This is a genomic window from Pseudomonas sp. 22515 (genome assembly GCF_052044625.1).
Taxonomy (GTDB): domain Bacteria; phylum Pseudomonadota; class Gammaproteobacteria; order Pseudomonadales; family Pseudomonadaceae; genus Aquipseudomonas; species Aquipseudomonas alloputida.
Genome location: NZ_JBQENN010000003.1, coordinates 214,027 through 237,100, shown reverse-complemented (window position 1 = coordinate 237,100; position 23,074 = coordinate 214,027). Strand labels below are relative to the sequence as shown.

General features: G+C 61.5%; 25 protein-coding genes and 1 pseudogene. 20 read left to right on the top strand and 6 right to left on the bottom strand.

The window, feature by feature from the left end; genetic code table 11:
- Positions 1–2 precede the first annotated feature (2 nt).
- The 13 genes from cyoB (at position 3) to ACTJJN_RS05480 (ending at position 13,169) form a co-directional block, all read left to right on the top strand.
- Complete coding sequence (gene cyoB, locus ACTJJN_RS05540) at positions 3–2,021, top strand: cytochrome o ubiquinol oxidase subunit I (protein ID WP_003248603.1); 2,019 nt, start codon at positions 3–5, stop codon at positions 2,019–2,021.
- A gap of 3 nt (positions 2,022–2,024) precedes the next feature.
- The gene (cyoC, locus tag ACTJJN_RS05535) at positions 2,025–2,651 is read left to right on the top strand and encodes a cytochrome o ubiquinol oxidase subunit III (protein WP_012051225.1); all 627 of its coding nucleotides are present in this window, start codon (positions 2,025–2,027) and stop codon (positions 2,649–2,651) included.
- Complete coding sequence (cyoD, locus tag ACTJJN_RS05530; protein WP_003248599.1) at positions 2,651–2,983, top strand: cytochrome o ubiquinol oxidase subunit IV; 333 nt, start codon at positions 2,651–2,653, stop codon at positions 2,981–2,983. Before cyoC ends, cyoD begins: the two co-directional genes overlap by 1 nt.
- Before the next feature lie 11 nt (positions 2,984–2,994).
- On the top strand, positions 2,995–3,882 hold the full coding sequence (gene cyoE / locus ACTJJN_RS05525; RefSeq protein ID WP_014861450.1) for a heme o synthase: 888 nt from the start codon (positions 2,995–2,997) through the stop codon (positions 3,880–3,882).
- 299 nt (positions 3,883–4,181) lie between these two features.
- A complete protein-coding gene (gene alaC / locus ACTJJN_RS05520) occupies positions 4,182–5,390 on the top strand; it encodes an alanine transaminase (RefSeq protein ID WP_012051226.1) in 1,209 nt (402 codons plus the stop codon).
- Between the two features lie 114 nt (positions 5,391–5,504).
- The gene (locus ACTJJN_RS05515; protein ID WP_012051227.1) at positions 5,505–6,632 is read left to right on the top strand and encodes a hypothetical protein; all 1,128 of its coding nucleotides are present in this window, start codon (positions 5,505–5,507) and stop codon (positions 6,630–6,632) included.
- A gap of 160 nt (positions 6,633–6,792) precedes the next feature.
- Positions 6,793–7,176 carry a YkgJ family cysteine cluster protein gene (locus tag ACTJJN_RS05510; RefSeq protein WP_003248590.1) on the top strand — a complete coding sequence of 128 codons (384 nt, stop codon included), beginning with the start codon at positions 6,793–6,795 and terminating at the stop codon, positions 7,174–7,176.
- A gap of 261 nt (positions 7,177–7,437) precedes the next feature.
- On the top strand, positions 7,438–8,001 hold the full coding sequence (locus ACTJJN_RS05505; protein ID WP_003248588.1) for a GNAT family N-acetyltransferase: 564 nt from the start codon (positions 7,438–7,440) through the stop codon (positions 7,999–8,001).
- A 56-nt stretch (positions 8,002–8,057) separates the two neighbouring features.
- Positions 8,058–8,585 (top strand): sigma-70 family RNA polymerase sigma factor, encoded by a 528-nt coding sequence (locus tag ACTJJN_RS05500; protein ID WP_012051229.1) that lies wholly within the window; start codon positions 8,058–8,060, stop codon positions 8,583–8,585.
- Positions 8,582–9,553: a FecR family protein gene (locus tag ACTJJN_RS05495; protein ID WP_012051230.1), complete on the top strand. Its 972-nt coding sequence runs from the start codon at positions 8,582–8,584 to the stop codon at positions 9,551–9,553. Before ACTJJN_RS05500 ends, ACTJJN_RS05495 begins: the two co-directional genes overlap by 4 nt.
- A gap of 76 nt (positions 9,554–9,629) precedes the next feature.
- A complete protein-coding gene (locus ACTJJN_RS05490) occupies positions 9,630–12,155 on the top strand; it encodes a TonB-dependent siderophore receptor (protein WP_012051231.1) in 2,526 nt (841 codons plus the stop codon).
- Between the two features lie 67 nt (positions 12,156–12,222).
- A complete protein-coding gene (locus ACTJJN_RS05485) occupies positions 12,223–12,762 on the top strand; it encodes a hypothetical protein (protein ID WP_004576355.1) in 540 nt (179 codons plus the stop codon).
- Between the two features lie 20 nt (positions 12,763–12,782).
- Positions 12,783–13,169 (top strand): lysozyme inhibitor LprI family protein, encoded by a 387-nt coding sequence (locus tag ACTJJN_RS05480; RefSeq protein WP_440781068.1) that lies wholly within the window; start codon positions 12,783–12,785, stop codon positions 13,167–13,169.
- 135 nt (positions 13,170–13,304) lie between these two features.
- On the opposite strand, the gene mnmH is transcribed toward ACTJJN_RS05480, so the two are convergent.
- Entirely contained in the window at positions 13,305–14,417 is a 1,113-nt protein-coding gene (gene mnmH / locus ACTJJN_RS05475; protein WP_004576353.1) for a tRNA 2-selenouridine(34) synthase MnmH, read from the bottom strand.
- The gene (selD, locus tag ACTJJN_RS05470; RefSeq protein ID WP_003248580.1) at positions 14,417–15,451 is read right to left on the bottom strand and encodes a selenide, water dikinase SelD; all 1,035 of its coding nucleotides are present in this window, start codon (positions 15,449–15,451) and stop codon (positions 14,417–14,419) included. Before selD ends, mnmH begins: the two co-directional genes overlap by 1 nt.
- 126 nt (positions 15,452–15,577) lie before the next feature.
- On the opposite strand from selD, the gene ACTJJN_RS05465 reads away from it, so the two are divergent.
- From ACTJJN_RS05465 to phnE, 4 genes are read left to right on the top strand one after another with little or no spacing between them, the layout of a single operon-like run.
- Entirely contained in the window at positions 15,578–16,432 is an 855-nt protein-coding gene (locus ACTJJN_RS05465) for a putative selenate ABC transporter substrate-binding protein (protein ID WP_440781066.1), read from the top strand.
- Positions 16,429–17,238: a phosphonate ABC transporter ATP-binding protein gene (locus tag ACTJJN_RS05460; protein WP_440781064.1), complete on the top strand. Its 810-nt coding sequence runs from the start codon at positions 16,429–16,431 to the stop codon at positions 17,236–17,238. Before ACTJJN_RS05465 ends, ACTJJN_RS05460 begins: the two co-directional genes overlap by 4 nt.
- On the top strand, positions 17,232–18,059 hold the full coding sequence (locus tag ACTJJN_RS05455) for a PhnE/PtxC family ABC transporter permease (RefSeq protein WP_003248575.1): 828 nt from the start codon (positions 17,232–17,234) through the stop codon (positions 18,057–18,059). The genes ACTJJN_RS05460 and ACTJJN_RS05455 overlap by 7 nt, the downstream gene beginning before the upstream one ends.
- Positions 18,056–18,823 (top strand): phosphonate ABC transporter, permease protein PhnE, encoded by a 768-nt coding sequence (phnE, locus tag ACTJJN_RS05450; RefSeq protein ID WP_003248573.1) that lies wholly within the window; start codon positions 18,056–18,058, stop codon positions 18,821–18,823. Before ACTJJN_RS05455 ends, phnE begins: the two co-directional genes overlap by 4 nt.
- 36 nt (positions 18,824–18,859) lie before the next feature.
- Here the strand turns inward: phnE and ACTJJN_RS05445 are convergent, their stop codons facing one another.
- Complete coding sequence (locus ACTJJN_RS05445; protein WP_012051235.1) at positions 18,860–19,753, bottom strand: bestrophin family protein; 894 nt, start codon at positions 19,751–19,753, stop codon at positions 18,860–18,862.
- Positions 19,754–19,974: 221 nt separating this feature from the next.
- On the opposite strand from ACTJJN_RS05445, the gene ACTJJN_RS05440 reads away from it, so the two are divergent.
- Both ACTJJN_RS05440 and ACTJJN_RS05435 read left to right on the top strand, forming a co-directional pair.
- Complete coding sequence (locus ACTJJN_RS05440) at positions 19,975–20,268, top strand: type II toxin-antitoxin system RelE/ParE family toxin (RefSeq protein WP_012051236.1); 294 nt, start codon at positions 19,975–19,977, stop codon at positions 20,266–20,268.
- A complete protein-coding gene (locus ACTJJN_RS05435; RefSeq protein ID WP_004576347.1) occupies positions 20,265–20,561 on the top strand; it encodes an addiction module antidote protein in 297 nt (98 codons plus the stop codon). Before ACTJJN_RS05440 ends, ACTJJN_RS05435 begins: the two co-directional genes overlap by 4 nt.
- A 10-nt stretch (positions 20,562–20,571) precedes the next feature.
- Here the strand turns inward: ACTJJN_RS05435 and ACTJJN_RS05430 are convergent, their stop codons facing one another.
- On the bottom strand, positions 20,572–21,051 hold the full coding sequence (locus tag ACTJJN_RS05430) for a GNAT family N-acetyltransferase (RefSeq protein ID WP_012051237.1): 480 nt from the start codon (positions 21,049–21,051) through the stop codon (positions 20,572–20,574).
- 145 nt (positions 21,052–21,196) lie between these two features.
- Positions 21,197–21,844: a trypsin-like peptidase domain-containing protein gene (locus tag ACTJJN_RS05425; RefSeq protein ID WP_440781079.1), complete on the bottom strand. Its 648-nt coding sequence runs from the start codon at positions 21,842–21,844 to the stop codon at positions 21,197–21,199.
- A 342-nt stretch (positions 21,845–22,186) separates the two neighbouring features.
- Here ACTJJN_RS05425 and ACTJJN_RS05420 point away from each other — a divergent pair, with 342 nt between their 5' ends.
- A complete protein-coding gene (locus ACTJJN_RS05420) occupies positions 22,187–22,609 on the top strand; it encodes a bleomycin resistance protein (RefSeq protein WP_012051239.1) in 423 nt (140 codons plus the stop codon).
- A 15-nt stretch (positions 22,610–22,624) separates the two neighbouring features.
- On the opposite strand, the pseudogene ACTJJN_RS05415 reads toward ACTJJN_RS05420, so the two are convergent.
- A pseudogene (locus ACTJJN_RS05415) lies at positions 22,625–22,735 on the bottom strand (effector protein); the annotation flags it as partial.
- Positions 22,736–23,074 lie beyond the last annotated feature (339 nt).

Below are 23,074 nucleotides of genomic sequence, written 5' to 3'. Positions count from 1 at the left end.
AGATGTTCGGTAAATTAAGCCTGGAGGCGATACCCTATCACGAGCCGATAGTCATGGTGACGCTTGCCATGATCGCGCTCGGCGGTATCGCTGTCGTCGGTCTTATCACCTATTTCCGCAAGTGGACCTACTTGTGGAGCGAGTGGCTGACTACTGTCGACCACAAAAAGATCGGCGTGATGTACATCATCGTCGCGATGGTCATGCTGCTGCGCGGCTTTGCCGACGCCATCATGATGCGTACCCAGCTGGCTGCCGCAACCGGCGGCTCCGAAGGCTACCTGCCGCCTGAACACTATGACCAGATCTTCACCGCTCACGGTGTGATCATGATCATCTTCATGGCGATGCCGTTCTTCACCGGCCTGATGAACCTGGCGGTTCCTCTGCAGATCGGTGCACGTGACGTTGCCTTCCCGTTCCTGAACTCCCTGAGCTTCTACCTGCTGCTGGCAGGCGTGCTGCTGGTCAACATCTCGCTGGGCGTTGGTGAATTCGCCAAGACCGGCTGGGTTGCCTATCCGCCGCTCGCGGGCATTCAGTACAGCCCTGGGGTGGGTGTCGACTACTACATCTGGGCGCTACAGCTATCCGGATTGGGTACGACGCTTACCGGCGTGAACTTCCTCGTCACCGTGATGAAGATGCGCGCACCTGGCATGAAACTGATGGACATGCCGATCTTCACCTGGACCTGCACCTGGGCCAACGTACTGATCGTCGCTTCGTTCCCGATCCTGACTGCTGCACTCGCTCTGCTGACTGTTGACCGTTATCTGGACTTCCACATCTTCACCAACGAGCTTGGTGGGAACCCGATGATGTACGTCAACCTGTTCTGGGCGTGGGGTCACCCTGAGGTTTACATCCTGATCCTGCCGGCCTTCGGCGTGTTCTCGGAAGTGACTTCGACGTTCTCTGGCAAACGCCTGTTCGGCCACCACTCGATGATTTACGCATCGGGCGCGATCGCCATCCTCGGCTTTGCTGTATGGCTGCACCACTTCTTCACCATGGGTGCCGGCGCCAGCGTCAACACCTTCTTCGGCCTGGCGACGATGCTGATCTCCATTCCGACCGGTGTGAAGCTGTTCAACTGGCTGTTCACCATGTACCAAGGCCGTGTGCGCTTCACCGCACCGATGCTCTGGACCCTGGGCTTCATGGTCACCTTCTCCATCGGTGGCATGACCGGCGTACTGCTGGCCGTTCCGGGTGCTGACTTCGTCCTGCACAACAGCCTGTTCGTAATTGCGCACTTCCACAACGTGATCATCGGTGGCGCGGTATTCGGCTACATCGCCGGTTTCGCCTTCTGGTTCCCGAAAGCCTTCGGCTTCACCCTGAACGAGAAGTGGGGCAAAGCTGCCTTCTGGTTCTGGCTGTCGGGCTTCTACGTTGCGTTCATGCCGCTGTACGCCCTGGGCTTCATGGGCATGACCCGTCGTCTGAACCACTCCGACAACCCACTGTGGGAACCCTACCTGTACGTAGCCGTTGTCGGCGCCGTGCTGATCCTGTTCGGTATCGCTTGCCAGCTGATCCAGATCTTCGTTTCGGTCCGCGACCGCAACCAGAACCTGGACGTGACCGGCGACCCATGGGGCGGCCGTACCCTGGAATGGTCGACTTCTTCGCCACCTCCGTTCTACAACTTCGCTCACATGCCTGAGAAAGTTGGCCTGGACTGCTGGCACGAAGCCAAGGAAGCAGGCGTTGCGTACAAGGCCCCGGCCAAGTACGAAGCCATCCACATGCCGAGCAACACTGCTACCGGTCTGTTCATGGGCCTGTTCCTGACCGTCTTCGGCTTCGCCTTCATCTGGCACATCTGGTGGCTGGTGGGCGCGAGCCTGGTTGCAACCATCGCTGTCTTCGTTCGCCACGCTGCACGTGACGACCAGGGCTACATGGTTCCGGCCGAAGAAGTGGCGCGCATCGAAGGCGAGCGTATGAAAGCGCTGGCCAAAGCAGGTGCTCTGCCTGCCGGCGCACGTGTCGAATCGTTTGAGCGGGTGTAATCAATGTCCAGTCAAGTAATGCACGGCGGCGCTGCTCATGGTCACGACCATGGGCATGACGACCACCACCACGACTCGGGCCAGATGACCGTACTGGGCTTCTGGCTGTACCTGATGACCGACTGCATCCTGTTTGCGTCGCTCTTCGCCACCTACGCGGTGCTGTCCGGCAGTTTTGCCGGCGGCCCGTCGGGTCATGACATCTTCCAGCTCGATTTCGTAGCTGTTGAAACGCTGTTCCTGCTGCTGTCCTCGATCACCTTCGGCTTCGCCATGCTGAAGATGTTCGATGGCAAGAAAGCAGGTGTACTGGGCTGGTTGGCTGTGACCTTCCTGTTCGGTGCAGGCTTCATCGCGATGGAGATCTATGAGTTCCATCACCTGATCAGCGAGGGCTTCGGCCCGCAGCGCAGTGGCTTCCTGTCGGGCTTCTTCGCCCTGGTAGGTACCCACGGTCTGCACGTGACTGCTGGTCTGATCTGGATGGCAATCATGATGTACCAGATCAACAAGCACGGCATCACGCCGACCGCCAAGACCCGCATGAGCTGCCTGAGCCTGTTCTGGCACTTCCTGGACGTGGTCTGGATCTGCGTATTCACCGTCGTTTACCTGCTGGGGGTTCTGTAATGGCTAACGCACACGACACTCATCACGAAGGTAATCACGGCAGCGTCAAGTCGTACATGATCGGTTTTGTACTGTCGATCATCCTGACTGCGATCCCGTTCGGCCTGGCCATGACTGCCAGCCTGCCGAAGAACCTGACCGTTCTGATCATTGTTGCCATGGCCGTGATCCAGGTAGTTGTTCACCTGGTTTACTTCCTGCACATGGACCGCTCGAAAGAGCAACGCAACAACGTTTCGACGTTCCTGTTCACCACCCTGGTGATCGCTCTGCTTGTCGGCCTGTCGCTGTGGATCATGTTCAGCATCCACTTCGAAATGTTGGCCAAGTGAGGTAAGACTGCATGTCCGTTAAGCACTTTATCCAAATCACCAAACCGGGGATCATTTTCGGTAACGTGCTTTCCGTGGCAGGCGGTTTCTTCCTTGCCTCGAAGGGCCATGTGGATTTCGCCCTGTTCCTGGCGGTGGTGATCGGTACTTCGCTGGTGGTTGCGTCCGGATGCGTGTTCAACAACTGCATCGACCGTGACATCGACCACAAGATGGAGCGCACCAAGAACCGCGTCATGGTCCAGGGCGGCATGTCGCTGCCCCTCGCGCTGATCTACGCCACCCTGCTCGGGGTGGCGGGTTTCAGCCTGCTGTATGTCCAGGCCAACCCGCTGTCTGCGTTCTGCGCACTGATTGGCTTTGTCGTCTATGTCGGTTTCTACAGCCTGTGGCTGAAGCGTAAATCGGTGCACGGCACCTTGGTTGGCAGCCTGTCGGGTGCCATGCCTCCGGTGATCGGCTACTGCGCCGTGAGCAACAGCTTCGACCTGGCTGCGGTAACCCTGCTGGTGATGTTCAGCCTTTGGCAAATGCCGCACAGCTTTGCCATCGCGATCTTCCGCTTCAAGGATTACAGCGCTGCCAACATTCCGGTCCTGCCGGTGGCACGTGGCGTCCTGGCGGCGAAGAAGCAGATTGTGCTGTACGTGCTGGCCTTTGTGCTCGCCACCTTGATGCTCACCCTCGGCGGTTACGCCGGCCTCGGCTACCTGGCCGTGGCAGCAGCCATGGGCCTGTACTGGCTGTACATGGCCTGGGGTGGTTACAAGGCCGAGGACGACAGCAAGTGGGCCCGCAAGGTGTTCGGCTTCTCCATCCTTACCGTCACTGCCCTGAGCGTGATGATGGGGGTGGACAGCCAGACCGCTGCGGATGTGCTGATGACCTACGCACGCTGAAACTGCTGCCTGTTTCACGAAAACCCCGGCCACTGTGCCGGGGTTTTTTTTGGGTATTTTTCCTGTGCTGGCCTCTTCGCGGGTANCCTACAAGGTTCCTGTAGCGGGTTTACCCGCGAAGAGGCCAGCACAGAAAAATAAAAATGCCTGATTTTCAAAAAATAGATCTGAAAAGTTCTAATAAAACAGGAAATTATCCTTTACAGGGATCCTGTTTCGGCACTATCTTCTGATTCAGGCCGCCATATCGGCCAACGTCGCTCGGACGGTTCCGGGCGCTTACGTCCTCAGAGGAAGCCATGGCCAACCCAGGTTCGCCGCGCCGCTTTGCGCGCATCGATCGTCTCCCCCCTTACGTCTTCAACATCACTGCCGAGCTCAAGATGGCCGCCCGCCGCCGTGGCGAGGACATCATCGACCTGAGCATGGGCAACCCCGATGGCGCCACCCCGCCGCACATCGTCGAGAAGCTGGTACAGGTCGCCCAACGTGAAGACACCCACGGTTACTCCACCTCGCGCGGCATCCCGCGCCTGCGCCGGGCCATCTCCAACTGGTACAAGGACCGCTACGAGGTCGACATCGACCCGGAAAGCGAAGCCATCGTCACCATCGGCTCGAAAGAGGGCTTGGCCCACCTGATGCTGGCCACCCTCGACCAGGGCGACACGGTGCTGGTGCCCAACCCCAGCTACCCGATCCACATCTACGGCGCAGTGATTGCAGGTGCTCAGGTGCGTTCGGTGCCGCTGGTGCCGGGTGTGGACTTCTTCAACGAGCTTGAGCGGGCCATTCGCGAGTCCATCCCCAAGCCGAAGATGATGATCCTGGGCTTCCCGTCCAACCCGACCGCCCAGTGCGTGGAGCTGGACTTCTTCGAGCGCGTGGTGGCCCTGGCCAAGCAGTACAACGTACTGGTGGTGCATGACCTGGCCTATGCCGATATCGTCTACGACGGCTGGAAAGCCCCATCGATCATGCAGGTGCCGGGTGCCAAGGACATTGCGGTGGAGTTCTTCACTCTGTCCAAGAGCTACAACATGGCAGGCTGGCGCATCGGCTTCATGGTCGGCAACCACGAGTTGGTCAGCGCCCTGGCACGGATCAAGAGCTATCACGACTATGGCACCTTCACCCCGCTACAGGTTGCAGCCATTGCCGCGCTGGAAGGCGACCAACAGTGCGTGCGCGACATTGCCGAGCAGTATCGCCAGCGCCGTAACCTGCTGGTAAAAGGGCTGCACGAACTGGGCTGGATGGTCGAGAACCCCAAGGCGTCGATGTACGTGTGGGCGAAGATCCCGCCGGAGTATGCACACCTGGGTTCGCTGGAGTTCTCCAAGAAGCTGCTGGCTGAGGCCAAGGTCTGCGTGTCGCCGGGGATCGGCTTTGGTGACTATGGGGACGACCATGTTCGCTTTGCGTTGATCGAGAACCAGGACCGTATTCGCCAGGCCATCCGCGGGATCCGGCAAATGTTCCGGGCTGATGGTTTGGCTCGCAAGTAAGCCCATTGGGGCTGCGAAGCAGCCCCAACTGCCTCTTGGGTGAGTTTTCCGCCTGCCTTCTGGTTACCCGTACGCCTACCGTCAGCACTCATTTCTCACCAAAGAGATCTCCCCATGAGTGTCTTCACCGCCTACTTCTGCGGCACTGGCTCGCACCGTTTCGACGACGCCAATCCCAACTTCTGGAATGGCGAGCTGGTCTCGACCCTGGCCAGTAATGACCAGAGCCGGGAATTCGCCCACTGGATCGCCGTCGATGGCCCAGGCAGCGGCAACCTTCAGGATGACAACCTGTTCGTCGAACCCGGCGGCTATTTCAACTGGACCGGCCAGCTGTTTGGCCGCGGCTGGGAGGAGAACGTCAACCATGTGCTGCAGGTCATCAAAGGCGAAAGCAGCTGGCGGCGCACCAAACTCAGTGAGCAAGAATACGAGCGGCTGAAAGCTGCCGGCGTGCCCATTCCGGACGTGTCTTCCTCCGCCTCATGGTTCTGGCGAACCTACGACTATGGCGATCGCCACCCGACCCCGCAGGAACTGCAGGAGCGCATCATCAGCATGTTCCGCAAACCGCGCCTGCCAACCCAGGTCAACCTGGTGGGCTGGAGCAGGGGAGGGATCAGCTGCCACATGCTGGCCAATGCCATGGCGCAAGACCCTGTATTGCGGGGCATACCGGTGAACATATTTGCCATCGACCCGGTGCCTGGCGTTGGTAACGTGCAAGTCGAACGCGTAACGTTGGCGGATAACGTCAAAGAGTACGTAGGCTTCTACTCAAGGGATGAGCGCTCCAAAGGTTTTGCCTGCGTGATCCCTTCGGTCGCCAAAGGGACACGGATATGCGTTTATCCGATGCCGGGTCGCCATGCCACGCTGGTGGGCAACGCCTCGGCTGATGGCGCAGGCGATGGCAAGGTGCTGGCCGAACCTGGGCTGATCGTTCGCCACTTTGCCGAGGTTTGTCTGACCCGCTGGGGCGTGCACCTGGACAAACGTCTGGCCTTGAGCAGCAGCCAGTTGATGAAGTATCACCAGGTCATGGCGGCCGCCGACAGGCAGTATCAGGCCATGCGCAGTGAGTCCTACACGGTACTCACCGAGGGCGATAAAAATGATCGTCTGGTGCACTGTGGTGAGGTGCATACGCAGTTCAGCAAGGTACAGGGAGGCAACTACAAGCCGAGCGAAGGCCTGGGTTTACAACGCTGGGATGCTGAAGCCTACCAGCCCATCTGCTAGCTGAAAGGGGGCGGCCGGTGAATGCACTGGTCGCCCTTGTTCAGTGGCCGGATCAGCGGCAACTTTTTTTGCATTCCCCCTCTATCCAGCGGCCCCTGGTTGGATTAAAAATGGCGCCGCGGGCCAGCCCCGATAACAACCACCTTCCCTCCGTGACATCATGTCTGAATATAACCCTTGCCTTGACTGCGGCGCCTGCTGCGGGTACTTCCGTGTGTCCTTCTTCTGGGGCGAATGCCAGTCTGCCGGGGGCGTAGTGCCGGACGACCTGGTGGTACAGATCAACCCCACGCGCGTTGCCATGATCGGCACCGATGCCAAGCCTTGCCGCTGTGTCAGCCTTCAGGGCGAGATCGGTAAAGAGGTGGCTTGTACGATTTACGCCAACCGTTCCAGCCCGTGCCGCGAGTTTGATGCGTCGTGGGAGGGTGGGGTGCATAACCCGAGCTGTGATGATGCGCGGGCAGCGTATGGCCTGCCGCCGCTGACTCCGCCAGAGGCCAACGAGCCGCATTGGCCTGATGATGGGGCTGAGGTGGCCTGAAGTATCGATCAGCCTGACGCGGTCGATGTGGGCCTTGCGTCGCGAAAGGGCCGCACAGCGGCCCCAGGCATCAGCGGCGCCGCGAGANGCCAGGGCTGCTTTGCAGCCCTTTCGCGACGCAAGGCCGCTCCCACAGATAGCGTGCAAGGCTCCTGGCCTGTGGTGAACCTGCCGGCGACGGCTGCAAAGCTGCCCGAGATGCCTGAACCCTGCACTTGACGTTAAACTGTCATCTCCCCAGCAATGGACAGGAGATCCGGCGTGACCCCTCCCCGCAGTTTCCCCAGTGACCTCTGCCTCGACAGCCCACGGCTGCAACTGCGCCCCATGCGCCATGCCGATGCCGCGCAGTGGCTGGCGATCATGGCCGACCCCGAGGTCATGCGCTATTGGCACCATGCACCCTGGCAAGACCTGGCCGAGGCCGAAAGCGCCCTGGCCGCCGACCGCGAAGCCTATGCCAATGGCGACCAACTCAAGCTCGGCATGTACCGCCGCGACAACGGCGAACTGATCGGCATGGTCCAGCTGTTCAACATCGACGACATTTCCCGCCGTGGCGAAATCGGCTACTGCCTGGCCAGCGCCGTGCAGGGCAGGGGCTACATGGACGAAGCGCTGACCTGCTTCATCGACTACCTCGCCCACACCCTGCATATGCGCCGCCTGGAAGGCGAAATCGACCCGCGCAACCAGGGCTCGGCACGCACCCTGGAGCGGCAAGGTTTTGTGCTGGAAGGCACCTTGCGGGCGCGCTGGTGCGTGGCGGGAGAGTTGTCCGACTCTGGCATTTACGGCTTGTTGCTCGAACCACCTGTTGCATAGTCTTACGGCGAATAGCTACTATTCGGGAACAATTCTCACTTGTGTCCCGGTGCCCCATGCCCGTAGCCGACTCACCGAGCCCGTACCCGCTTGAACAGCTGTACAGCGAGCACCATGGCTGGCTTTTCAGCTGGCTACGTCGCAAGCTGCGTTGTTCGCACAGCGCAGCCGACCTGGCCCAGGACACCTTCGTGCGCATCCTGGCCTCGCGTGATGCCTTGCTGGGCATGCGCGAGCCACGCGCCTACCTCAGTACCACCGCACGCCGCCTGTTGATCGACCGGGTGCGCCGACAGCAAATCGAGGAGGCCTACCTCAGCGAACTTGCCTTGGCTGCCGAGGCGCTGGAAGGGCACCAGTCTCCCGAAAGCATCCTCATCACCCTCGAAGCGCTGGAACAGATCGCTTTCCTGCTGGAAGGCCTGCACGTGAATGCCCGCGAGGCCTTCGTCGGTTACTACCTGGACGACCTGACCCAGCCTCAGATTGCCAAACGCCTACAGATTTCCCCACGCATGGTGCGCAAGTACCTGGCCCAGGCCCTGATCCATTGCCACCGCACGCTGGACATTGCCGAACCGTGAATCCCTCGCGTATCGAACAGGAAGCTGCCGAGTGGGCCCTGTGCCTGGGCGAGGGTGAGCTGGATGCCGACGAGACGCGCGAGTTCGACGCCTGGCTGCAGGCCGACCCACGCCACGGCGCCACCTTGCGCCGCATGCAAGGGGTGATCAGCCAGGTGCAGGCACTGCGCGAGCAACGCGGACCGGTGGGCGCCGGGCTGCGCGCCGGCGCACAGGTTTCGGCTTCAGGCTCGGGTGCACGGCGCACGTTGCTCGGTTTGGCCCTGGCAATCTCCTTGCTGGGCACACTGAGCCTTTCCGGTGGTACGCCGCGCGACTGGCTGGCCGACTTGCATACAGCGCCGGCGGAGTGGCGCAGCCAAACCTTGGAAGATGGCTCGCAGCTGACCTTGGCGGGCAACTCTGCCGTGGATGTCGAGTTCAGCACTGGCGAGCGGCGCATCCGCCTGCTGCATGGCCAGGTGCTGGTAGATGTCAGCCATGACCCGACGCGACCCTTCGTGATACAGACCGAGGAAGGCAGCTTCAAGGCGTTGGGTACGCGCTTCGTGGTCAGCGAAGGCCACGCTCGCAGCGAGCTGACCATGCTTGAGTCCCGGGTCGAGGCGCGCACTGCCGTGTCCGGCGATCAGTTGGTCGTCGGCCCGGGCGAGCGGGCATGGGTGGCGCGTGACGGGCTTGGCCCGTTGCCGGCCATCGACCCGGCACGGGTCGATCGGGCCTGGCAGCATCACCAGTTGGTGGCCGACGGCGTACCGCTCGACCAGGTGCTCGATGCCTTGGCCGAGCAACGCCGTGGCGTGCTGCGCTTCGACCGCCAGGCAATGCAGGCGATCAAGGTGTCGGCGGTACTGCCTCTGGATGACAGCGAAAGGGCCCTGCGCCTGCTGGCCGAGGCGCTGCCGATTCGTATCGGCGGCGTTGGCCGCTGGTGGACCACGGTCGAGCCCGTCTCACGAGAAAATTGATTCAGGTGGTTCCGCTTCTGCGCAGTGGCCCGTCAGACAAGAGGCCAACCGATCAAGAACAAGGAGCCGATCCACCATGCGCCGATTCCCTGGCCACCCCGTCCTCAGCCCGCTAGCCCTGGCCCTGCGCCTTTCCTGGGCCGGGCTGGCCCTGTCCGTTGCGTCCCTGCCGGCCGTCGCCGAGGAGGCCGCCCGCCGCAGCTTCGAAGTGCCCGCCGGCAACCTGGCCCAAGCGCTGGGTAGCTATGCTCAGCAAGCCGCCGTGTCGCTGGCCTTCACCCCCGAAGCACTGGCCGGCCTGCAAAGCAACGGCCTGCATGGCCTGTATTCGGTGGACAGCGGTTTTGCCGTGCTGCTGGCCGGCAGTGGCTACCGGGTAGAGCGTAGCGATAACGGCTACCGGCTGGTGGCCGAGCCGCAAGCGGCGGTGAGCAGTGAGGCGATGGAACTTGGCGTGACCACCGTAGCCGGGCAGGGCATGGGCCAGAGTACCGAGAACACCGGCTCCTACGCACCGGGCCTGATCAGCGTTGGCTCCAAGACCCCGACCAGCCTGCGCCAGACGCCGCAATCGGTGTCGACCGTGACCCGCCAGCTGATTGAAGACCAGCAACTGACCGACATCAACCAGGCGATGAAAGTGACGCCGGGGATCGTCACCCAGAGCACCACCTTCCGCACCCAGGACTTCATCTCGCGTGGTTTCAGTATCCAGAACCTGCAGATCGACGGCGCTGCACCGCAGGCGCTGGGCACCGCGATGGGTTCGTTCTATTCGTCGAACATCTTCGAACTGGCCGAGTTCGACCACATCGAGGTACTGCGCGGTACTGCTGCGTTGTATGGTGGCTCGGGTGACCCGGGTGGCATCATCAACATGGTGCGCAAGCGGCCGACTTCTTTTAACCAGCTGAAGCTGACCCTGTCGGCCGGTAGCTGGGACAACTATCGCCAGGAGTTCGACCTGTCCGGCCCGCTGGGCTGGGATGGCCGCGTGCGCGGTCGCCTGGTGATGTCCAACACCGATCGCCAGTATTTCACCGACAACCGCGCCACCGAGCGGCCGTTGGTGTATGGCGTGCTGGAGGCGGACGTTACGGACGACACCATGCTCACCTTCGGCGCTCGCTACAACAAATCCCACGAAACTGGCAGCAACAGTGCGGTGCCGCGCTACAGCAATGGTGCTGACCTGAACCTGCCACGGCATACCGGCCTGACCAAGAATTGGGCCTACCTCGACGCCACTGCGCGCGAGTACTTCGCCAAGGTGGACCACCGATTCAACGACGACTGGAAGCTCAACCTCAGCTACACCAACACGTGGGACCTTGGGCTGTTCAAGACGGCGACCACCCTGAATGCAGTAGACCCGGTGACCAATACCGGGGCGACCTGGTACGGCACCTCGACCCGCCAGGAGAACGAGCAGCACCTGTATGACGGTAACGTCTCTGGCCACTTCCAGGCCTTTGGTCTGGACCATGAAGTGGTCTTCGGCGCCGACTACCAGAAGATCGACAGCCGGTGGCTGGGCACTGCGCCTTATGCCGCCTCGGGCGCGCCGGCCAACGTGTTCGACCCCGACAGCTCGGCATTCGACGACCCCGGCAACGGGCGTGACTACAAGCGCGACTACAGCCCCAACTCGCAACGTCAGTACGGCCTGTACGGCAGCCTGCGTTTGCAGCTGGCCGAGCCCCTGCACCTGATTGTCGGTGCGCGTGCACAGCGTTTCCACTTTTGGCAGACCTACACCAACAACCTGACCTCGCCAGCAAGTATCTCCAGCCCGGAGCAGCGTATAGGCACGAAGGTCACCCCGTTCGGTGGCCTGGTCTACGACCTTGACGATCAATGGTCGACATACGTCAGCTATTCGGAAATCTACAAACCGCAGTCCAGCCGAATCAGCGGCCCTGCGCAAAGCGGTTCGCCGCTTGAGCCCATGACCGGCAAAACCTACGAAACCGGCCTCAAGGGTGAGTTGTTCAATGGCGCGCTCAACGCCAGCGTGGCGCTGTACTACAGCACCCGCGAAAACGAAGCGGTGCAAGACCCGAACTTCCTGGCCACCAACGCCGGCTTCTCGGGCAGCTGCTGCTATGTGTCCAACGGTAAGGTGGTGAGCAAGGGCATCGACATGGAGCTGTCTGGCGAGCTGCTGCCGGACTGGATGCTGGTGGGGGGCTACACCTTCAACCTGAACCGTAACCGCAGCGCCGATGCACCGCTGAGCACGGTGATGCCAAAGCACCTGTTCAAGCTGTACAGCACCTACCGGCTGCCGGGTATCCTCAGCGACTTCAAGGTCGGCGGCGGCGTGCAGGTGCAAAGCGCCACGTACATGAGCGGTACAGTGAATCGCTACGACAGCAGCGGCGCGCTGGTTGAGCGAAACGTACCGTTCGACTTCGACCAGAGCGGCTATGCGATCTGGAACGCGTTGGTCGAATACCGTGTCGATGATCACTGGAACGTCACGCTCAACGGCAACAACCTGTTCGACAAGAAGTACTACGAAACCGTGGGTACTTCGACCTATGGCAACTACTATGGTGAGCCACGCAACTTCATGGTGACCCTGCGCGGCACCTATTGAGGGTTTGGAAGCGGGGCAGGGCCTGGGTTAAGGTCGTAGGCTGTCCCGTTTCTCTCAGGAATCCCCTTTGCCCGCTTTCTACCTGAGTATCAGCCTGCTGCTGTATTTGCTCGCCCTGTTCTTCGATGGTGCGCTGATGAGCGGCGAGCGTCATATGCCGGCCCTGCAGATGCTGCTGTACGGGCCATGGGGCATGCCGTTCGGCTTGTACCAATGGTTTGCCAATCCGCTGCTGGCCCTGGCCATCCTGGCTCATCGGCGGTTTCGCCGGCTGGCCTTGCTGGCCGGGCTTGGGGCGGCGTATCTGGCTGCCAGCAGTTTTGGCATCGACCGCTTGCCGGATAACCGCAGCTACGAGTTTCATGACCTTACCGGTTTTGGTGCTGGCTTCTACCTGTGGCTGGTAGCAATGGTGGTGTTTTGCCTGGGGCAAGCCTGGTTTTGCTGGAAGGCGCGAAGGGCTGACGACATGCCAGGCTGGAACTGGCTTGATGTCGCCTTGATTGCCGCCCTGGGGGTAACGTTGTATGCAGCGACGCAAATGCCCTCGCTGCGCTTCGAGCCAGGCAAGGTGCTGATGCCTCCGGAGCAGCCGCAGACGCTTTGATACCCACAAGGAGGGTTAGCATGATCAAGCATTACCTGGCAGGCCTGGCACTGGCCTGCGTGCTACCGGTAGCGATGGCGGACGATTACACGGCGGCCTACGGGCAGTGCATGGACAAGGCCTCCAGCACCGTGGCCATGAGCGCGTGCATCGGGGCCGAAACGCAAGTGCAGGACCAGCGCTTGAACCGGGTGTACAAGCAGTTGATGGGCAAGCTGGATGCCGGGCAGCAGAAGAGCCTGCGGGATGTGCAGCGCAAGTGGCTGGCCTACCGTGATGGCAATTGCCAGTTCCATGTACAGGCCAGTGGCGGGACCCTGGCGCAGCTGGAAGGTGGCACCTGCATCCTGGACATGACCTGCGACCGCGCTGCGGAGCTGGAGCGGGTGCTTAGCCCTGGGCAGTAGCGCCTGTTCAGGCATGATTGGCCCACATTTGCAGGCGCGGGTTCAGCCGCGAACACCGGCTTTACCGGTGTCCTGCTCCGCGTTGCCTTCTTCGCGGGTGAACCCGCTCCTACAGGGCACTGCAGGGTGCTGGTTCTATTTGCGCGGTTCGCGCAGCGCCCGGGCCTTGAGGTACTCGCGCACTTCCACGGCATCCCCGGCAAACTCGATGCGCTCGGCCTTGGCTGCGCGCTGGTAGGCATACATCGGGTCGTAGTACTCGTTCAGCAAGCCTTCGATCCAGCCCCGGTGCAGGTCTACTGCGCCGCTGCGCTGCTGCTCTTGCAAGGCTTCGCGCAGCATCTCGGACAAGCGCTGATGGCGCTCTCCACCCAAACGCTTGTAGATATTGGCCATGCTCTGCAGCATACGTTCGGCAAACAGCCGGGGACCGTCTTCTTCGCCATGCACGGCCTTGAACTCGGCGCTCAGGTTGACCACGTAGTCGCGCAGGATGCGCTCCACGCGGTTGGTGAAGCTGTCTTCAAGCCACACCAGCGGGTAATGCTGCATGCCTTGGTACAACTCCAGCGGCACCGTGCAGCTGCCAACAATGCGGCCTTCATCTTCCAGCACAAACTGCCCGATACCGCGGGCGCGCTTTTTCAGCACGTCGATTGCCAGCTGGTTTTCAAAGTCGATCTGCGCCGGTTGCGCCGTGGCGCGCTTGCCGAAACTGGAGCCGCGATGGTTGGCGTGGCCTTCAAGGTCCAGCACGTTGTCCAACTGGTGCAGCACATCGGTCTTGCCGGTACCGGTCAGTCCACCGACCAGTACGAAATCACATTGCTCCACCGCTTGCTGGGTAGTCTCCAGCAGGAAGGTACGCATGGCCTTGTAGCCGCCTTTGACACGCGGGTACTGAATACCCGCCTCATCGCGCAGCCAGCCCTGCACGATCTGCGAACGCAGGCCGCCACGGAAGCAGTACAGGTAACCGTCAGGGTGCGCCTTGGCAAACGCTGCCCAGGCCTCCAGGCGGGCTTGCTTGGTGGTGCCACTGACCAGCTGGTGGCCCAGGGCGATGGCGGCGGCCTGGCCCTGCTGCTTGTAGCAGGTGCCGACCTTCTGCCGCTCCTGGTCGTTCATCAGCGGCAGGTTTACCACGCCAGGGAAGGCGCCTTTGGCGAATTCGACGGGGGCGCGCATGTCCATCATCGGCACGTCGTCGAGGAACAGCTGACGGAAGTCGGTGCAGTCGGGGCGCATCAGATCACCTCGACCGCATGGCTCTGTCGCTCGACCAGCTTGCCGATCGGAGACAGTTTCAGGCCCAGTTCGGCAGCCACGGCGAGGAACTCGGTTTCACCCTCCGGGGCAACAGCAACCAGCAAGCCACCGCTGGTCTGCGGATCGCACAGCAGGTGCTTCTGGTCGTCGCTGAGGGCGCCGATCTTGTGCCCGTAGCTGTCGTAGTTGCGCAGGGTTCCACCGGGGATGCAGCCTTCGGCCAGGTAGTGGTCGACGCTAGGCAGGCGTGGCACGGCGGCGTAGTTCAGGTGCGCGGTGAGGCCGCTGCCTTCGGCCAGCTCGACCAGGTGGCCGAGCAGGCCGAACCCGGTGACGTCGGTCATGGCCTTGACCCCGTCCAGCTTGCCGAAGCGGCTGCCGGGCGTGTTGAGGGTGCACATCCAGTCGCGAGCCAGGCCTTGGTCTTGCACACGCAGCTTGGCCTTCTTTTCGGCAGTGGTGAGGATGCCGATGCCCAGGGGCTTGGTCAGGTACAGCTGGCAGCCCGCGCTGGCAGTGTCGTTGCGTTTGAGGTGGCGTTTATTGACCACGCCGGTGACGGCCAGGCCAAAGATCGGCTCAGGCGCGTCGATCGAGTGGCCGCCGGCCAGCGGGATACCCGCTTCGGCGCACACTGCGCGGCCGCCGCGGATGACTTCGCGGGCGACTTCCGGCGGTAGCACGTTGACCGGCCAGCCGAGGATGGCAATGGCCATCAGCGGGTCGCCGCCCATGGCATAGATGTCGCTGATGGCGTTGGTGGCGGCAATGCGGCCGAAGTCGTAAGGGTCATCGACGATCGGCATGAAAAAGTCGGTGGTCGAAACCACGCCGCGCTCGTCGTCCAGCGCGTACACTGCTGCATCGTCGCGCGAGGCATTGCCGACCCACAGTTTCGGGTCCAGGGCCTGGGTGCCGCTTTCGGCGAGGATCACGTCCAGCACCTTGGGGGAGATCTTGCAGCCACAGCCGGCGCCATGGCTGTACTGGGTCAGGCGAATCGGCTCGCTCATATGCACCTCTGCAGGTCAAATTGTTGCGCGATTGTAGCAAAGCTGGCCTTTAGGCCCTTGCCTCTTATAATTCCCGGTGTCGGCAAATGTGTCGGCACTTCCCCGCTATTGAACCGGAGAACACCCATGCTCAACCGCCCCCTGGCGCTTGCCGCCGGCCTCGTGCTGTCTTGCTGTGCCGCTGTCGTTCAGGCCGCCGAAACCCTGCGGGTCAGCGCCATCCCCGACGAAGCGCCGACCGAACTGCAGCGCAAGTTCAAGCCTTTGGGTGAGTACCTGGCCAAGCAACTGGGCATGGAGGTGAAGTTCGTACCCGTGGCCGACTACCCGGCGGTGGTGGAGTCGCTGGCCGCAGACCGTCTCGACCTGGCCTGGCTGGGGGGCTTCACGTTCGTTCAGGTGCACCTGAAGGACCCGACCGCCACGCCATTGGTACAGCGTGAGCAGGACGCTCAGTTCACGTCCAAGTTCATCACCGCCAACCCCGACGTGAAAAGCCTGACCGACCTGAAGGGCAAGTCGTTTGCCTTCGGTTCCATTTCGTCCACCTCGGGCAGCCTGATGCCGCGTTACTTCATGCTCAAGCAGGACAATATCAAGCCTGAAGAGTACTTCAGCCGCGTGGCCTATTCTGGCGCCCATGATGCCACCGTGGCCTGGGTGCAGGCTGGCAAGGTCGAGGCTGGCGTGCTGAACGCCAGCGTGTGGCAAAAGCTGGTGGATGCCGGCAAGGTCGACACCACCAAGGTGAAGGTGTTCGCCACCACCCCGACCTACTTCGACTACAACTGGACCGTGCGCGGCAACATGGACCCGGCGTTGAAACAGAAAATCAAGAAAGCCTTCCTGGACCTTGACCCGAGCAACCCGGAGCACAAGGCGATCCTGGACCTGCAGGCCGCCAGCCGCTTCATCGAGACCAAGCCTGAGAACTACAAGGGCACCGAACAAGCTGCACGCGAGGCCGGCCTGCTCAAGTGACAGCTTCGAATGCGGCAATCCATCTTCACGGTGCCAGCCTGCGTCATGGTCAGGTACGCGCGCTTGACGCGGTGAGCCTGCGGATCGCGCAGGGCGAGCGTGTCGCCATCATCGGGCCGTCGGGGGCGGGCAAGTCCAGCTTGCTGCACCTGATGGCCACGGCCGTTCAGCCCAGCAGTGGGCGCCTGGAGTTGCTTGGCGAGCAGCCTTGGGCGCTGTCGGCAAGGGCACGCCAGCGACTGCGCGCGCAGGTTGGCCTGGTGCATCAGGCGCCGCCTTTGCCACCGCGTCAGCGGGTAGTGACCGCAGTGCTGGCGGGTCGCCTGGGGCAGTGGGGTACGATGCGCGGCTTGCTCAACCTGCTGTACCCCAGCGATGTACCGGGGGCGCGCCAGGCCTTGGCCGAACTGGGCCTGGCCGACAAGCTGTTCGTGCAGTGTGGGCAGTTGTCCGGTGGCCAGTTGCAGCGGGTGGGCATTGCTCGGGCGTTGTACCAGCGCCCGCAGGTGCTGCTGACCGACGAACCGGTGTCGGCCATGGACCCGGTGTTGGCCGACCACAGCCTGGCCTTGCTCAATCGCCATGCCCAAGCGACTGGCGTGACGTTGGTGGCGAGCCTGCACGCCGTAGAGCTCGCGCTGGCGCATTTTCCGCGGGTGATTGGCATTCGGGAAGGGCAGGTTGTGTTCGACTGCCCGGCCGAAGCGGTCACCGAGCATCTGCTGGACGCGCTGTATGCCAACGAACAACTGGCTCCGCCGCCAACCCAAGGGCCGATCCTGACCGTGCAGATTCCGCGATGCTAAAGGCTGACGCCCGCGACCCGGCGCTGCTGCCACGGTTGCTGCTGGCCCTGTTGGCGGTAGCAGTACTGTGGCCGGCTATCCAGTCAAGCGAACTGAACCCCGGGGTGCTGTTGCAGGCGGACAACCGTCAGCAGATTGCCAGCTTTACCAGCGCCTTCTGGCCGCCGGCACATGATGCCGATTTTCTTGCACTGCTGTATGAAGCCACCTTGCAGACCCTGGCCGTGGCGACTGCCGGCATGGCGCTGGCGTTGTTGTTGGCGATCCCGGCTGGCTTGCTGGCCAGCCGTGCCTTGTCCTTGCGTGCTGCTTCACGCGGCGGGCGGGCCGGGTTCTGGTCGCGACTGTTGCGCCTGCCGGTGCGTGGGCTGCTGATTTTCCTGCGTAGCGTGCCGGAGATCGTCTGGGCGTTGCTGTTCGTGCGCGCCGTGGGGCTGGGACCGACGGCGGGCGTACTGGCTATCGCCATCACCTACAGTGGCATGCTCGGCAAGGTTTACGCCGAAATCTTCGAGTCGGTCGACCAGCGCCCGGCGCATGCCTTGTTGCAGGCGGGCAGTGGCCGGCTGGCGGCGTTTTTCTACGGCATCCTGCCCAATGCTGCCTCCGAAGTGGTGTCGTACACCGTGTACCGCTGGGAGTGCGCGGTGCGGGCTTCGGTGGTGATGGGCTTTGTCGGTGCTGGCGGGCTGGGCCAGCAGATCGACCTGTCGATGCGCATGTTTGCGGGTGCGCAAGTGGCGAGCATGCTGTTGACGTTCTTGCTGCTGGTGATCCTGGCCGACCTGCTCAGCCGCCTGCTGCGCTGGAGACTGGCATGAACCGGGTGATCAACTTGGTGCTATTGGGTGCCATCGTGTCAGCGGTGGTGGCCTCGTTCGCATACCTGGAGCTGGACCTGCACGCACTGGTCGGCAATGGCGGGCTGGGGCAGATGGGCGAGTACGCCGGGCGCTTCCTGCAGCCGGATCTGTCTGCGGGGCACCTCAAGGCGGTGTGGCGCGGGGCGCTGGAAACCCTGGCCATGTCTGGCATGGGCACCTTGTTGGCGATGGTATTGGGGATGTTGCTGGCACTGCCGGCGGCGGGCCGCTTCGGTTGGCCGTTGCAAGGGGCCGCGCGTTTGCTGCTCAATGCCTTGCGTGCCATTCCTGAACTGGTGTGGGCTGCGCTGACTGTGCTGGCGGCTGGGCTGGGGCCGAATGCCGGTACCCTGGCTTTGGCGTTGCACACCGCTGGCGTGCTGGGGCGGTTGTTTGCCGAGGCGCTTGAGAACGCCCCGCCCGAGCCGGCGGCAGCGATCCGTTTGCAGGGGGGCAGCCAGGTGGCGGCGTTCTGCTTTGGTACCCTGCCCAACCTGTGGCCGCAGTTGCTGGCCTACAGCTTGTACCGCTGGGAGAACAACATCCGCATGGCCAGCGTGCTTGGGTTTGTCGGGGCGGGCGGGTTGGGGCAGATGCTGTACACCACCTTGAGCCTGTTCCAGGAGGCCCAGGCCAGCACGGTGATCATCGGTATGCTGGTGTTGGTGTTGCTGGTGGATGTGTCGAGTGATGTGTTGCGTCAGCGCTATGTGCGGGCCTGACGGAGAGCCCGGGCTGCAAAGCAGCCCCTATATCTCTCAAGCGTCTACAGCCTCGGCACACTGCGCCTCCCGCTGCATCGACTCCAGGTTACGCTCGATCGTCTCGCATATGGTATCCATCTGGATCTGATGCTCGCTGAACCTGAACGGGCTCTGCAAGTCCGTGCCGATCCGCTCGATGGCCAGCAACATGAACCCTACCACCGTCGACGCCAGCGGCGTGAACCAGCCTAGCGACTCCACCAACCCCACGGGCACGATCAGGCAGAACAGGGTGATGAACAGCCGTGGGAAATACACATAGGGGTAGGGCAATGGCGTATTGGCAATCCGCTCCATGCCGCCCTGGGCGTTAGACAGGTCTACCAGCGTCGACTCCAGCCGCGCCAGGCGAATGCTGTCCAGTCGCCCGGCCTGGTATTCCCGCGCCAGCAAGGCTGCCGAGCCGCCGAGAATGTCATTGGCGAAATTGTTCGAGCGGTTGCGCCGTTCGAACTCACCTGGCGGGATGAAGGCCATCAGCTCCTCCGGGCAGGGCTCACCTTTCAGGTGAGCCGCCAGGCAGTTCACATAGGCGATATGCCGGCGCAGCAGGGTGGCCTTGACCGGGTTCAGGCCGTCATCCGGGTCATCGATCAGCGTCAGCGTCTGCCGGGCGAAGCTGCGCGAACTGTTCACCAGCGCGCCCCACAGGGTGCGAGCCTCCCACCAGCGGTTGTAGGCGCTGCTGTTGCGAAAACTCACCAGCACCACCAAGGCTGAGCCCAGCAGGGTCAGCGGGATCAGTGGCAGGGTGAACTTGCTGTTCAAGAACAGCATGAAATCGATGGTGACCAGCACATCCCAGATCAGCAGCCAGAACAGCGACCAACCGATATAGCCGATGGTCTTCACCACCAGGCGGTACTTGCGGGCGATGACGTCTTTCACGCGGGGGTACCTCGAAACGCGGGGGATGCAGGATGGGACGCCGAGGCTCGTCGAAGGTTCGAGGGTTGAATGTTGCAAGGGATTTTGTAGCTGAAACGAAGGGAAAACTCCGACCAGCCTATCAGACGTGCCTGAATTCCTGATTCAGCTCAAAAACGACAGAGTGGGTCGCTTCAATCCTTGAATGGGTGTATCCATAAGGATACGAGTGGGACCACTTGATGTTTCTCGTTGAACAGACGGAAAGCTTTGCCGCTTGGCTATCGAGCTTGAGAGATTTGAGTGCCAGGCTGGCGATAGGTCGTAGGCTGGAGCGAGCAGCGGCGGGCAATCTTGGTGACTTCAAGTGGCTTGGAGGCGGTATTGGTGAGCTTCGCATCGACGTAGCTGCCGGTTATCGCGTCGATTTCACGCAAAAGGGGCAGAGGTTGGTTTTACTGCTGGTCGGCGGCGACAAGTCCACCCAGGCCGCCGACATCCTCAAAGCCAGAAAGCTGCTGAAGGAGATGAAATGAGCGAAAAATTGATCCCGTTTGATATGGCAGCCTTGTTGAGCAGCGATGAGGCAATCAGTGAATACCTTAGCCAGGTGCTATCAAATGGCGATACCGAGGAAATCATTCGAGCACTTGGCCATATCGCTCGTGCACGGGGCATGACACATATTGCTACGGAGAGTGGGCTGGGTAGAGAAAGCCTGTACAAGGCGCTGAGCCCTGGCGCGAAGCCTCGTTTTGACACTGTATTGAGGGTCATTCGTGCTCTGGGGGTGGACCTTCTCGTTCAGCCACATGCAATGACCCGCTGATCCAGCTCGGTTAAGTCAATATTTGCTTCATCTGCACCAACGCTACCCGCGTGCCGTCCCACGCCTGCCGCTCCTCGATGCCGAACGGTGTGAAGCCCAGCTGTGGATAAAGCAGCAAGCCTGCGGTGTTGTGATTGAAGCATGACACCCAGACCTCCCGGGCGCTGTACTGCTGGCGGGCGAGGTCGATCATTGCCATTACCAGATAACGCGCTACACCAAGGCCGCGGGCGCTGGGGGCCACCACTACGTTACCCAAGGCACATAGGCCGCCATGTTCGGCTTTGTAGAAATTGGCGAAGGCCAGGACAGCGCCGTTACCTTCCACTACCGTGGAGCCGCTGCGTTGGGCTATGGCGTCGCTCAGCTGGTTGGGGGTGAGGGGGTAGGTGGCTTTGGGGAACATGTAGAACAGTTCGTCCGGGCTCTGCGGGAAGCTGCAGATAACGGGGATGTCTTCAGGCCGGATGGGACGATGGGTCAGGTGCATGGCAGGTCCTTCTCGCGTTGGCTGGCAGGGCCTCTTCGCGGGTAAACCCGCTCCCACAGGTACTGCACAAGGCNGCGGGTTTACCCGCGAAGAGGCCATCACCCTCACATCATAGGCCGCTTTCCATCCAACACCGCGCCCCGATTCACGGCTTGGCGGCCACCGCCACGTAGCCTTTGACCGCAGCCGGCGCCCTCGGCTTGGCCTTGTGCGCCAACAGGTACTGATAGCGCCGCCATTCCTTGTCGATCTCGCTAAACGACATGAACACGCTGATGCGATCTTTACCGGCCAGGTCCGGGCGCTGGCCGGCGTCGATCTCGCTGGTGGGAATGATGGCGACGTTGATGCCTACCACCGTGCCGTCATCGGCAAACACCGGCCCACCCGACATGCCTTTGGTGATCGGGCCGTCATGCACCGAGTAGAAAACACTGCCAGGCGTACCTTCAAGCCGTACCAGCGACGACAGGGCATGGCCCTTGCCCTGCATCGGTATCATGAAACTGTTGAAGCCCACCGCCGTCACGGCTTCCCCTGGCACGTACTGGCGCCAGTGCGGCACGCTGCTGGCTTTGTGCTTGAAGAACACTACGTCACCGAGGCCCTCGTGGACCACGTTGCGCAGGAAGGGGGTGTGTTTGGCGGTTACAGCGTAATCCTCGTTCCACTGGATGGCGCTGGCCATCAGCAACATCGGCAGAGGGGCACCAGAAGTGACCACGAAAGCCTGACTGTAGACGGGATCTGAAACGTACGACGTTGGCACTCCATTGCACCCACTGAGCAGCATCATTGCCGCCATGCAGGGCGCGATTGTTTTCATGTGTCACACAGGGCGTGGAAAAATGGGAACGCAACTATGGCTAAGTGCCATTACGCTAGCAATACTTTCGGCATATATCCGACGAATGACAGCTTAAGTGTTAGTCATGACGGCGGCCAATAGAATGCAGGTATGGCTACAGGTCCCAGAGCCATTGGGGCGGCGTCAAAGTGAAGGGATTTTTTTCGGGCGAATCTGAGGGGTGTGAACTGCATTGAGCTGCATTGGGCGACCACACTGACAAGCTACCTTTTTCAGGGCGGCCTGTTCATAGTTGCCAGTCGACTTACCCTGAAAGGAATCAGAACATTGTTTAAGCTAAATCCCCTGGTGCCGGAGCTGATTGTTTCTGATCTACCTCGCAGCCTGGCATTTTACTGCGGCGTACTCGGCTTCAAGATTGAATACGACCGGCCAGAAGAGCATTTTGCCTTTCTGTCTTTTGGCGGCAGCCAGCTGATGCTGGAGCAGGACTGGCAGAGTGAGTCACCCTGGCGGGTCGGCCCGCTGGAGCCGCCGTATGGTCGAGGCATCAACCTGTCGATCGAATGCGCTGATGCACTGGCCTTGGTCGCGTCGCTGGGGGTTGCGGGGCATAGCATCAGAAAGCCGATTGAAGAGTGTTGGTACCGCCAGGGCGGCATGCTGGTCGGCCAGCGCAATTTCCTGGTGCAGGATCCGGACGGCTACTTGCTTCGGTTTGCTGAAGATCTCGGCGTGAAGAGCGCCTGAGCCACGGGCGGGCACACGAAAAATTGACCCCAGGTTGCGCTCGATGGTCTCGCAACGGGTATCCATCTGGATCGGGTGCTCACTGAACCTGAACAGGCTCTGCTAATCCGTGCCGATCCGCTCCATGCCTCCCTGTGCATTGGACAGATCTACCACCGTCGGATCCTGATGCCCTTGTCCACACTGAATATGTGGCAATGAAGTGTTGCCGCATAACGCTATGCACCCACACAGTTACTGAATCCGCAGCGCTTATTGCCCCCGCGCACTTTCGGAACTAAGCCAGCATCTTCGCCCGAACTAACTTCCCTCTTTCGAGTGTTGAGTGTCGCCATATTAACTATTTATGTCACTTGCGCGATAGTTTCAAAATGGCTGAACTAAGTATTTGTCCACAGCGCTTTTTCCCGAAGCGGGTCATCAACAAAATAGCCGCCCTTCAATTTTAAACATCAGCCTGACGCG

Bases quoted from the DNA above. Each gene is read 5' to 3' on its own strand.
- cyoB (WP_003248603.1), top strand. From the start codon at position 3: ATGTTCGGTAAATTAAGCCTGGAGGCGATACCCTATCACGAGCCGATA.
- cyoC (WP_012051225.1), top strand. From the start codon at position 2,025: ATGTCCAGTCAAGTAATGCACGGCGGCGCTGCTCATGGTCACGACCAT.
- cyoD (WP_003248599.1), top strand. From the start codon at position 2,651: ATGGCTAACGCACACGACACTCATCACGAAGGTAATCACGGCAGCGTC.
- cyoE (WP_014861450.1), top strand. From the start codon at position 2,995: ATGTCCGTTAAGCACTTTATCCAAATCACCAAACCGGGGATCATTTTC.
- alaC (WP_012051226.1), top strand. From the start codon at position 4,182: ATGGCCAACCCAGGTTCGCCGCGCCGCTTTGCGCGCATCGATCGTCTC.
- ACTJJN_RS05515 (WP_012051227.1), top strand. From the start codon at position 5,505: ATGAGTGTCTTCACCGCCTACTTCTGCGGCACTGGCTCGCACCGTTTC.
- ACTJJN_RS05510 (WP_003248590.1), top strand. From the start codon at position 6,793: ATGTCTGAATATAACCCTTGCCTTGACTGCGGCGCCTGCTGCGGGTAC.
- ACTJJN_RS05500 (WP_012051229.1), top strand. From the start codon at position 8,058: ATGCCCGTAGCCGACTCACCGAGCCCGTACCCGCTTGAACAGCTGTAC.
- ACTJJN_RS05490 (WP_012051231.1), top strand. From the start codon at position 9,630: ATGCGCCGATTCCCTGGCCACCCCGTCCTCAGCCCGCTAGCCCTGGCC.
- ACTJJN_RS05480 (WP_440781068.1), top strand. From the start codon at position 12,783: ATGATCAAGCATTACCTGGCAGGCCTGGCACTGGCCTGCGTGCTACCG.
- mnmH (WP_004576353.1), bottom strand. From the start codon at position 14,417: ATGCGCCCCGACTGCACCGACTTCCGTCAGCTGTTCCTCGACGACGTG.
- selD (WP_003248580.1), bottom strand. From the start codon at position 15,451: ATGAGCGAGCCGATTCGCCTGACCCAGTACAGCCATGGCGCCGGCTGT.
- ACTJJN_RS05465 (WP_440781066.1), top strand. From the start codon at position 15,578: ATGCTCAACCGCCCCCTGGCGCTTGCCGCCGGCCTCGTGCTGTCTTGC.
- ACTJJN_RS05455 (WP_003248575.1), top strand. From the start codon at position 17,232: ATGCTAAAGGCTGACGCCCGCGACCCGGCGCTGCTGCCACGGTTGCTG.
- phnE (WP_003248573.1), top strand. From the start codon at position 18,056: ATGAACCGGGTGATCAACTTGGTGCTATTGGGTGCCATCGTGTCAGCG.
- ACTJJN_RS05440 (WP_012051236.1), top strand. From the start codon at position 19,975: ATGTTTCTCGTTGAACAGACGGAAAGCTTTGCCGCTTGGCTATCGAGC.
- ACTJJN_RS05435 (WP_004576347.1), top strand. From the start codon at position 20,265: ATGAGCGAAAAATTGATCCCGTTTGATATGGCAGCCTTGTTGAGCAGC.
- ACTJJN_RS05430 (WP_012051237.1), bottom strand. From the start codon at position 21,051: ATGCACCTGACCCATCGTCCCATCCGGCCTGAAGACATCCCCGTTATC.
- ACTJJN_RS05425 (WP_440781079.1), bottom strand. From the start codon at position 21,844: ATGCTGCTCAGTGGGTGCAATGGAGTGCCAACGTCGTACGTTTCAGAT.